General features: G+C 68.4%; 14 protein-coding genes. 4 read left to right on the top strand and 10 right to left on the bottom strand.

Annotation, left to right across the window (positions count from 1 at the left end):
* Window positions 1-14: 14 nt before the first annotated feature.
* Window positions 15-1,202, bottom strand: coding sequence for an RNA polymerase sigma factor (locus tag Psi02_RS36240; protein ID WP_203980377.1), 1,188 nt, complete (start codon window positions 1,200-1,202; stop codon window positions 15-17).
* Window positions 1,192-1,536: a YciI family protein gene (locus Psi02_RS36235; RefSeq protein WP_203980376.1), complete on the bottom strand. Its 345-nt coding sequence runs from the start codon at window positions 1,534-1,536 to the stop codon at window positions 1,192-1,194. Before Psi02_RS36235 ends, Psi02_RS36240 begins: the two co-directional genes overlap by 11 nt.
* Before the next feature lie 248 nt (window positions 1,537-1,784).
* Here Psi02_RS36235 and Psi02_RS36230 point away from each other — a divergent pair, with 248 nt between their 5' ends.
* Window positions 1,785-2,678 carry an ester cyclase gene (locus Psi02_RS36230; RefSeq protein WP_203980375.1) on the top strand — a complete coding sequence of 298 codons (894 nt, stop codon included), beginning with the start codon at window positions 1,785-1,787 and terminating at the stop codon, window positions 2,676-2,678.
* A 241-nt stretch (window positions 2,679-2,919) separates the two neighbouring features.
* Here the strand turns inward: Psi02_RS36230 and Psi02_RS36225 are convergent, their stop codons facing one another.
* Window positions 2,920-3,546: a TetR/AcrR family transcriptional regulator gene (locus tag Psi02_RS36225; protein ID WP_203980374.1), complete on the bottom strand. Its 627-nt coding sequence runs from the start codon at window positions 3,544-3,546 to the stop codon at window positions 2,920-2,922.
* A gap of 64 nt (window positions 3,547-3,610) precedes the next feature.
* Between Psi02_RS36225 and Psi02_RS36220 the strand changes: the two genes are divergently transcribed.
* Both Psi02_RS36220 and Psi02_RS36215 read left to right on the top strand, forming a co-directional pair.
* The gene (locus Psi02_RS36220) at window positions 3,611-4,057 is read left to right on the top strand and encodes a hypothetical protein (protein WP_203957926.1); all 447 of its coding nucleotides are present in this window, start codon (window positions 3,611-3,613) and stop codon (window positions 4,055-4,057) included.
* Entirely contained in the window at window positions 4,054-4,464 is a 411-nt protein-coding gene (locus tag Psi02_RS36215; RefSeq protein ID WP_203980373.1) for an ester cyclase, read from the top strand. Before Psi02_RS36220 ends, Psi02_RS36215 begins: the two co-directional genes overlap by 4 nt.
* Before the next feature lie 54 nt (window positions 4,465-4,518).
* Here the strand turns inward: Psi02_RS36215 and Psi02_RS41260 are convergent, their stop codons facing one another.
* Window positions 4,519-4,800 (bottom strand): restriction endonuclease, encoded by a 282-nt coding sequence (locus Psi02_RS41260; protein ID WP_203980372.1) that lies wholly within the window; start codon window positions 4,798-4,800, stop codon window positions 4,519-4,521.
* 203 nt (window positions 4,801-5,003) lie between these two features.
* Between Psi02_RS41260 and Psi02_RS36205 the strand changes: the two genes are divergently transcribed.
* Window positions 5,004-5,780, top strand: coding sequence for an SDR family NAD(P)-dependent oxidoreductase (locus Psi02_RS36205; protein ID WP_203980371.1), 777 nt, complete (start codon window positions 5,004-5,006; stop codon window positions 5,778-5,780).
* Here the strand turns inward: Psi02_RS36205 and Psi02_RS36200 are convergent.
* From Psi02_RS36200 to Psi02_RS36175, 6 genes are all read right to left on the bottom strand, one after another.
* Window positions 5,777-6,595 (bottom strand): LysR family transcriptional regulator, encoded by an 819-nt coding sequence (locus Psi02_RS36200; protein WP_275415336.1) that lies wholly within the window; start codon window positions 6,593-6,595, stop codon window positions 5,777-5,779. The genes Psi02_RS36205 and Psi02_RS36200 overlap by 4 nt on opposite strands.
* A gap of 301 nt (window positions 6,596-6,896) precedes the next feature.
* Entirely contained in the window at window positions 6,897-7,340 is a 444-nt protein-coding gene (locus tag Psi02_RS36195; RefSeq protein ID WP_203980369.1) for a pyridoxamine 5'-phosphate oxidase family protein, read from the bottom strand.
* A gap of 79 nt (window positions 7,341-7,419) precedes the next feature.
* The gene (locus Psi02_RS36190) at window positions 7,420-7,566 is read right to left on the bottom strand and encodes a hypothetical protein (protein WP_203980368.1); all 147 of its coding nucleotides are present in this window, start codon (window positions 7,564-7,566) and stop codon (window positions 7,420-7,422) included.
* Window positions 7,567-7,709: 143 nt separating this feature from the next.
* On the bottom strand, window positions 7,710-8,144 hold the full coding sequence (locus Psi02_RS36185; RefSeq protein WP_203980367.1) for a YdeI/OmpD-associated family protein: 435 nt from the start codon (window positions 8,142-8,144) through the stop codon (window positions 7,710-7,712).
* Window positions 8,145-8,256: 112 nt separating this feature from the next.
* Complete coding sequence (locus Psi02_RS36180) at window positions 8,257-8,670, bottom strand: VOC family protein (protein ID WP_203980366.1); 414 nt, start codon at window positions 8,668-8,670, stop codon at window positions 8,257-8,259.
* Between the two features lie 50 nt (window positions 8,671-8,720).
* Window positions 8,721-9,482, bottom strand: a complete 762-nt coding sequence (locus tag Psi02_RS36175; RefSeq protein ID WP_203980365.1) for a hemerythrin domain-containing protein — start codon at window positions 9,480-9,482, stop codon at window positions 8,721-8,723.
* Window positions 9,483-9,583 lie beyond the last annotated feature (101 nt).

The following is a 9,583-nucleotide window of genomic DNA, read 5'->3' as shown; positions in this document are numbered from 1 at the left end:
ACAGCGGGTCGACGTCATGGTGTGGTCTCGGCCAGCCGGTCTTGAAGGAAGCGCTGTTCGGGCTCGGTCTGCGCGAGGTCGAGCGCCCGGCGGTACGCGTCGTGGGCCTCGCCGTCGCGGCCGGCGCGACGCAGGAGCTCGGCGCGGGTGGAATGGAAGTATCGGTAGTGGTCGAGGTCGAGGCGGTCCAGGATGGCCAGGCCTGCTTCGGGCCCGTCGATCTCGGCCACGGCGATGGCCCGGTTCATCTCGACGATCGAAGAGCGGGTCTGTCGGGCGAGCGTCTGGTACAGCGCGGCGATCTGTCGCCAGTCGCGGGGCTCATACAGGTGCAGGTCGGCGATGGCCGCTTGGACCAGGTAGGGCCCGGTGCGCCCTCGTGCCATGGCCCGCTGCAGCAGCGCTCGGCCCTCGTCGATCTGCTGCTCGTCCCACAGCGCACGGTCCTGTTCGTCGAGGGGGACGATCTGCCCGTTGCGCAGGCGGGCCGCCTTGCGCGCGTCGTGCAGCAACATCAGCGCCAGCAGCGCGAGTACTTCAGCCTCGTCTGGCATCAGGTCGGCGAGCGCCCGGCCGAGGTGGATCGCTTCTGCGGCGAGGTCGACGCGGCCGCCGCCCCAGCCTTGGTTGAAGATCAGATAGACCACGGCGAGGACGGCCGCCAGCCGGTCGGGTAGCTGATGATCAGGGGGCACGGCGAACGGGATGCCCGCGTCGCGGATCTTGTGTTTGGCCCTGGTCAGTCGCTTGCTCATGGTCTCGAACGGGATGAGGAAGGCCAACGCGATCTCGTCGGTGGACAGGCCTCCAAGAGTGCGCAGGGTGAGTGCCACACGCGCATCGAGGGCGAGCGCCGGGTGACAGCAGGTGAAGATCAGCTCCAGCCGCTCGTCCGGGATGGTGGCGGCGCCGTCCATGAGTGCCTCCGATGGCTGCGGCCCGGTCTCGATGTCGCGGGCGAGCAGCTTCGTCTTGTCGGCCAGTACCTGCCGGCGGCGCAGCTGGTCGATGGCGCGGTTGCGTGCGGTCGTGATCAGCCAGCCAGTGGGGTTGGCCGGTTCCCCGTCGCGTGGCCAGCGTTCGGCGGCGATGGCGAACGCTTCGGCGGCCGCGTCCTCGGCGAGTTCGATGTCGCCGAGGATCCCGACCAGCGTGGCCAGCACGCGACCCCACTGGTCGCGGAAGACGGTGTCAAGCGCCACGGAAGCGTCCGTCGAGGATGGGCCGCACCTCGATCGCGGTGCCGGGTCTGGTCTCCTGGAGCAGTTCCCCGGCGATGGCGAGTGCCCCGTCGAGGTTGTCGGCCTCGATCAGGAACAGGCCGGCGAGGTACTCCTTGCTGTCGATGAACGGTCCGTCGGTCAGCAGCATCCGTCCTTCGTCGTTGCTCAGCGTCGTCGCCGACTCGTCAGCGTGGAGCCGTGCCCAGCCGGTGATGTCCGACCGGTCGAGCAGGGCGGCGAGGGTATCCGGAATCGGGCGCGTTGCCCGGTCCGTGTTCTCCGGCGGGGCGTAGGCCAACAACGCGTACTGCATGAGTCCTCCTGTCACGGGGCGATGCCGCGTCAAGTATCAGACGAACAGCGTCGCCGTGGACGGACAGCAACCGCCGGCCGATTTTCCCCAGCGGTGGTGTCCGTCCGGCGGCCGGCCGTTCGTCATTGCTGCAGATCCGCCAGAGAGGGGCGGCAGGAGCACCGGAAGAACTCACGACGAACACCCGATCCCCCCGTGAGCACGATCCGGCCGACGCCCTCATCGCCGCCTGACCGAAGGGACCCACAATGCCTGAGATCCTGCACCGCATCAGCATCGACGCCCCGCCCCAGCGGGTACACGACCTCATCGCCGGCACCGATGGCATCGCCCGCTGGTGGACCGGGCGGCCGCCCACCGGCGAACACACCGTTGGCTCCAGCTTCAGTATCCGCTTCGGCGACACCGAGCAACCCGCCGCCGTCATGCAGGTCCTGGCCGACACCCCGGACCAGGTGGTGTGGCGGGTCACCGCCGGACCCGACACCTGGATCGACACCCGGATCACCTTCACCCTCCGGTCCACCGGTCACGGCGGCACCACACTTCTGTTCGCCCACTCCGGCTGGCAACAGGCCGGCGAATTCATGAGCGGATGCAGCACCAACTGGGGCGCCTACCTCACCAGCCTCAAGACCGGCGTCGAGACCGGCGCGTTCGGCGCCTACCCGGCCGGCGAGATCAGCCGCTGGGACGCAGAGCCGTCAACATCAACCGAAGGAGAGGGGCTGGCCTTGTCCGGCAACATCGAGATCATCACGCGCTTCGAGCACGCGTTTCGCGCAGCTGACCAAGCGACGATCGACGAACTCTGCGACCCGGGCCTGCGGGACCACAATCCGGCGCCCGACCACGAGCCGACGCTGGCCGGCTTCAAGCAGAAGGTCGCAGGCTTCAAGGCGATCTTCCCCGACCTCAAGGAGGACCTGCAGGACATCATCGCCAGTGGCGACACCGTCGCCACCCGGTGGGTCGTGACCGGTTCTCAGCAGCAGGAGTTCATGGGGATCCCCGCCTCCGGCCAGACGATCAGGGTCGAGGGTATGAACTTCTACCGCCTCAAAAACGGTCGCGTGACCGACATCTGGACGCAGTTCGACGGCGTCGCCATGATGCAGCAACTCGGCGCCATCCCGGCCTGACGCCCGGGTCGACCCCCGGGCGTGGAGACGGTACGCGCAATCGTTGTGCCAGTAACCCCGGACACGTCTGGGCCTGTGGCCTGTTCAGCGATGGCGGGACCGGCGCTCTCCTGGGGAACGGGAGCCGGCGACTCCCAAAGCCACCGAAGAGACCGCATGACCCGGCAAATCACCAGGCCCCTGACGGCAAATGCCTGTTCAGGGGCCTTCTCGCATGGCGCCGCCTTCAGACTCGACGGTTTTAGGTCGTAGCCGGCAGGAGTAGCTGGTTGAGGGTATCGCGCAGCCACTTTTCGCACCGGTCGTACGGCCAGCCGTGTTCGGTGTGGAGTTGCGCGTAACTGTCGGTGGACAGCAGCACCGCGATTGTGGTGGCGGCGGTCGCGGTGTCCAATCCGGGGCGTAGGGCGTTGAGCCGTGCGAGGCGTTTGGCGCAGGCGGTGGATCCGTCGCGGTGGCGGGCGGCTCCGGCGGCGTACGCGGCGGCGAGGTCGGCGTCGACGTGGGCACCTGAACGCAGTCCGGCGATGATGTCGTGGCAGCGCTCGTTGAGTTGGCGGGTCAGGCGCACCACCAGCGAGATGACCTCGTGGGCGTCGTCTGATCGCTGCATCTGTGCGGCCAGTTGCGGGATCTCGGCGATGGCGTCCACCTCGTCGAGCATCGCGGTGATCAATTGCGGTTTGGTGCCGACACTCGCGTAGATCGTTTGTACGGCCACGCCGGCCTCCCGGGCAATCTCGGCGACCGAGGTGTGCGCGTATCCATGCTGGGTGAACAGTTTCGACGCGGCCAGGATGATGTCCCGGCGGGTCTGGGCCGCCTGGATCTGGCGTCGATTGGGCCGGGAACCGTCTTGCGCCGCCACGCCGTTCACCTTAATCTCATTCTAGTCACCGTAATGTCGTTCTAGTCACCTGAGTGAGTAGCCAATGACGACCCTACCGACCCCCGCCCGCGCCACTCGGATCACTGCGGCGTCCGCCGCCGGTATCGCCGCCCTGGCGGCCTTCGCCCTCGGCCGCGTGATATGGCCGGACCCGCCCGGCGCGATGACCCCGTCGGCGGATCTCCTGCCCTACTTCCTGATCCTGTCCGTGGTCGAGTCGCTGCTGTTCGGCGCAGGCGTCGCGTACGCCATCGTCGGTCTGCCCGCAGCGCGACGCACGGCCAAATCCGCCGGGCAGGCCTGGGCGCTCTATGTGAGCGTCTGCTTCATGCTGCTGAGCTGGTGGCCGCACGACAACCTGCACCGCGTCCTGGACCACCACGACTTCGCGGGCCTGGCCCGCATCGAGTACCTGTTCCACGTCCCGCTGATGGCCGGCGCCGCATGCGTCGCCCTCTACACCTTGCAAGCTCGCCGGGAGGCGCGATGACCAGGCACGAGGAGATCATCCGCGGCATCTATCGCGACCTTTTCGAAACCGGCGACACCGACCTCGCCGACCGACTGGTCACCACCGACTTCGTCGACCACGCCGCACCGCCCAGTCCCGCTCCGCCCGGCCCCGACAACCTCAAGGCCACCGTCGCGTTCCTGCACTCCGCCCTCGGCGACATCCGCTACGAGGTCCACGAAGTGTTGTCGGCCGGAGACCGGGCAGCCTACCGGGCCACCCTCACCGCCACCCAGCACGGTCCGTTGTTCGGGCATCCGCCCACCGGTAGGCGGTTCAGCATGCAGCAGATCCACATGGTCCGCTTCGACGGCGACCGGATCGCCGAGCACTGGGCCTGCCGAGACGACCTCGGCGCCCTACGCCAGCTCGGGCACCTGTCCTGACCGCTCACCACATCCCCCCCAGCCGGGCGCCGCGCTCCGGCCCGGCCGGGGAGTTCAGAGGCCATGCCCGACAGCAGTTCCTGCCACAGGAGCGCCCGTCCATCGTTGTCTCGCCGCCCTGATCGGGTGATCACTGTTTCGGCCTCTTGTGCACCTCAGTCGTAGGCGACCATCAGTTCTTCGAGACGGCGACCGTCGATCAGGGTGATTCGTGAAGGACCTTTTCGGCGAAGTCCACGTCGCCCGGGAAAAACGGGTGGTGGCGATGAAGATCCCTCGTGACGCCTGCGCACCTTGGAGTGCGCCGGCGAACGCCTGGACGTCGGGGCGCTGCACCGTTCGATCGGCGCCGGTGGGCGCTGCGTTTCTGGGACGCGCTCCCACCCGTTCACCCCGGTCTTCGAACCTCACTCCTGAACGAAGCAGCAGGTCATCGATACCTGGGACGCATCGCCTGATACCCGGGTCATCATTGGTCTCCCATGATCCCGGTGGTGAACTCGAAGTGTTCGCAACGGGTCAAACAGCAGGAGTTCAGCATGGGACAGCTCGCCGACAGGGTCGCGGTCGTCACCGGCGGCAGCACGGGGATCGGGCTCGCCACGGCGCAACGGTTCGCCGAGGAGGGCGCACACGTCTACATCACCGGCCGCAGGCAGGGGGAACTGGACATCGCCGTCGCGAAGATCGGCCACGGCGCGGTCGGGGTGCGCGGCGACGTCACCGACCCCGGGGACGTGGACCGGCTGTACGCCAGGGTGTCCGAGGACGGCCACCGGATCGACGCCGTGGTGGCCAACGTCGGGTTCGGCGAGTTCGTCGGCCTGGCGGACGTCACCGACGAGCACATGGACAAGATCTTCGGCATCAACGTGAAGGGCACCGTGTACACGGTGCAGAAGGCGCTCCCGTTGCTCAACGACGGCGCGTCCATCGTGCTGGTCACGTCGATGGCCTCCACCAGCGGTCAGAAGGGGCTGAGTGTCTACTCCGCGTCCAAGGCCGCGGTCCGGTCCTTCGCCCGTTCCTGGGCCAACGAGCTGAGCGATCGCGGTATCCGGGTCAACGCGCTGGCCCCCGGCTCCACGGACACGCCCGCGGTGGACGCCGCCCTCGCCGCGTCCGGTCTGGACGCGGCGGCGCGGGAACAGTGGCGGGCGGATCACGTGGCGCCGATCCCGCTCCGCCGCTTTTCCCTGCCCGAGGAGCAGGCCGCGGCCGCGCTCTTCCTCGCCTCACCGGCCAGCAGCTACATCACGGGTGTCGAACTGGCCTCCGACGGAGGCGCGACCCAGCTCGGATTCGGACTCGTCTAGGAGGCGCGGCCCAGCGTGGCGCGGCCCGCCGCGACCGCCTTCGCGGTCCGGACGAACAGCGTCCGCGCCGGGTTCTGGCCGCCGTCCGGCCACGCCAGCACCAGCCGGGTCGCCGGGACGTCGGGGACCGGCACCGCCACGACGCAGTCGCCGATCCGGTTGGTGGCACTCACTCCGACGACCACGATCAACCGGCCGAAGGAGACCAGGTCGACGATCTGGTCGAGCGGGTACGGCGGGACGGAATCACGGTAGGCGTCCTCCCGGGTCAGCTCGGCGAGCGCCACCGCGGACCGCCCGGCCAGGCGGTGATCGGGCGGCAGCAGCACCACCGCGGACTCCTCGGCCACATCGACGCTCGTCATTCCCCCGAGGTCATCGCGCCCGCACATCAGCCCCACGTCCGCGGCGCCGCTGCGCAGCACGCCGAGCTGGTCGTGGGTGAAGACCACCTCGACCGGCACCGCGCCGGGCAGCCGCTCGTAGGCCCGCACCACCTCGGCGAGCAGTCCGGGACCGGTTCCAGGCCTGGTGGTGACGACCAGCCGCTGCTGCTGGGCGGCGCGCCGGGTCTGCCGTACGGCCGTGTCCATCGCGTCGAGCACCCGGCGGCACTCGGCCAGGAACACGCCGCCCGCGTCGGTCAGATCGACGCGGCGGCTGGTCCGCTCGAACAGCCGGACGCCGAGCCGGCGTTCGAGCCGGCCGATGGTCCGCGACAGCGGCGGCTGCGCGATGCCGAGCCGCTCGGCCGCCCGCCCGAAGTGCAGTTCCTCCGCGACCGCGACGAAGTACTCCACCTCGCGCGTCTCCATCCGGTCCACGCCCCTCAGGGTAACAACCGGGCACAACCATCCCTGACCTGCTCGGCGACCCCGCAAGCGTGTTAGCAAGATCGGAGGCGCCCAGAGCGGTCTACCAGTGACAGAAACGCCTGGTCATCGAAGAGAGCCCAAGGCGAACGGCTGATCGGCTCCCCGTTCTTCCGGGCGCACTGGCGCGCCGAGTACGGCTCCGATCCGCTGTTCACCCGGGAGTTCATGCTTCCCGTAGAGATCCGCGACGTGGACGACCAGATCAGCACGGTGAAACGCGAGATGGAAGCCGCCATCGACGCTACGTCTGCCACTTGCCGTTGACCATTAGATCCCGTCCTGCGATCTCGTTGACCTCGCGCCAGGCCTGGATCAGTTCCGGCAGGATGTGGAAGTACGGGTAGTCGCGCTGCTCGCGGGGGTCGAACCCGGTCTTGGCCGCGAACGCGTCGGCGACCTCGTCGGTGATCCCGTCGGCGACGACCGCGGATCCTTCGATCAGGACCACGTCGCGGGTCGGCCCGATCGTGAGCCGGACCCGGCTGCCGGCACGGAGATTGCGGGCCGTGGGATTGCCCGCCGCCGTCGAGATCAACAGCGTCTCGTCGTCCCAGAGGAACGACAGCGGCACCAGATACGGCGTGCCCGCTCGGTCGGCGGTGGCCACCCAGGCGTCGACGTCTTCGTCGAGGCGGCGCCGGGTGTCCTGTATGCGCTGCGCGAGCGATCGAGGCGGGGCCTTCATGCGTCGGGTCTCCTGTTCCGGATACGGGTGAGGAAGGTCGGACGCCGTGGCCCGCGGTGACACCGTCGGGCCACGGAACTCAGTTCGCTGCCTGCTCGACCAGCACAGGGATCCACTCCTCGCCGGCAGGAGCCCGCAGGAGGTCGCGCCAGTCGGCGGGCCAGTTGGCCAGCGCGAGGATGCCCATGATGACGAGGTGGGCCGGCGCGGCCCAGTACTTGGTCACGGCGCCCGACGCGAACTCAAAGGCAAGAAACAAGTACAGACCGGTCGGAAGGCGTTTCGCCATATCTGCTGTTTCGGGGAGAGTCGGGCAGGGTGATGCCTCCGCACGGTGATTGCATTGCCGCCGGAGTCATACTTTCGGGGTCAGCCCCGCAGGGTGGCGATGGCTTTCTCGATACGCCGCCGGCGCGTCTCGGGCTTCTTCGCGCTCTCGATGGCGCGTACATGCTCACGTTTGTGGCTATACGCGAGATCGTCGTACGCGGCGCGGACGACGGGGTCGGCGTCCAGAGCCTGTGCGAAGTCCTCTGGCTCAACGACGACGCGCGGCTCGGTGTCGAGCTCCAATTCGACCTCGACCTCGTCGCCGATCGCAACACCTGCGGCCTGCCGGTTGGCATTGCTGAGACCGAGCAGGTGGCGGCCGCGCAGGAGGGCGACCCGGCTCTTCCAGGAGTGCCCGTTGACTGTGATCGTCACGGGCGGCCGCGGGCCCCCGCCGAGCGCTGCTACCACCTCGGACGGAACTTCTAGGCCCCGCATGGGCTCAGGTGGCTCAACGTGGGCCCGAAACTTCATGACCTTCTCCTGTTCGTCCTGCCGGTTCACCGGAACTCGGGGTCACAGCCGTCCGGGACGGCAGCGACAGCGCGCCCCACCATCCCGGACGGCTGTGTGACAAAGTTCGCGGCTACTCCGCGTAGGGCTGGTCGGTGCCCTTGGGGCTGTAACCGAGGCTCCAGATGTAGCCGTCCGGGTCGGCGAAGGTGCCGCCGTACCCGCCCCACGGCAGAGCGCCGGCGGGCTTGAGGACCGTGGCGCCGGCCTTCTCGGCCTCCGCCATGACCTCGTCGACCCGCGTCTCGCTGCGGACGACGTAGGTCAGGACCAGTCCGCTGAAGCCGCTGCCTTCCTGGTCCGAACCCACCTGAGCGGCCAGGCCTTCACGGCTGTAGAAGCCGACCCGCGAGGCGCCGTCCGATTCGAAGAACACCGAGATCCCGAAGTCGCTCTGGATCTTCCAGCCGAGCCCCTCGGTGTAGAACTGCTTGGCCCGATCCATGTCCCGGACGCCAAGAAGGATCGAGCTGACGTGTGCCTTCATGCCTTACTCCTTTACAAATTTACAAAGATGGTTATGCGGCGCATGGGTGGTCATGTGCCCGGCCGGGCATCCAGGCAGGCCCCGGACGCCACCCCGGCGCGCGTGTCACTCAACGGTAGAAGCGGCGGCCCGACCGGTGCTTCTTCAAACCTGACCGATGCCGCCGGTGATGATCGTTCCTTCCGCTGATGCCAGCGGTCGAGGGCCGCATAGGCAGGTCGCCACTGGTGCTGGTAGACCTGGCGCGCCGGTTCGGTGAGTTGCGCCAGCATTGCGGCGACGGTCTGGTCGCTCGCGCCGTCCAGGAGCCACGGCAGGATTCTGGGTACGGCGGGACCGATCCGCTGGGCGTGGATCCGCCCGAAGCGATTCCACTGCTCCTGGGTGACGGCCGCCTGAATCAGCGGAAGCGCCTGGTCCTCCTCGTGCCTGAGGTGTCCGGTGAGGCCGGTGACCAGGGAATCGGTGAGATCTCCGAGCCGGTCCAACCCGTCCTCGGACGCGGCCAGTACCTCATCGATCGCCTCGATGACCTGGTCGATGGCGGCGTGTTCTGCCTCCATCGCCTCCAGCAGCGTCAGGTCGGCTGGCCGGTCGGCCAGGATCTGGCGCAGCATGGGCCACAGCACGTCGTCCTCGGCGGTGTGGTGGATGTGCAGGGCGGTCTTGAACAGGTCCCAGCCGGCGGCTGTGCGCAGGACGGCGCCCTGGTCGGCGCCGACCAGGGTGGTGACTCTGGCCAGGTGCTCGGCTTCCCGGCGCAGCGCGTCATGCATCGCATACATCGCCGTCGTGTCGAGCGCGTCGCTCACGGCCAACTCCTTCGACGGGGCCACCACTTGCGGTCTTGGACGTCTCCCACTGTGGAGTGGCGGCGTGCCAGCATCAACGTGGGATTCCGTGCGATCCGATA

Source organism: Planotetraspora silvatica (assembly GCF_016863315.1).
Taxonomy (GTDB): Bacteria; Actinomycetota; Actinomycetes; order Streptosporangiales; family Streptosporangiaceae; genus Planotetraspora; species Planotetraspora silvatica.
The sequence above is the reverse complement of the archived record's forward strand: the minus strand, read 5'-3'. Positions and strand labels throughout refer to the sequence as shown.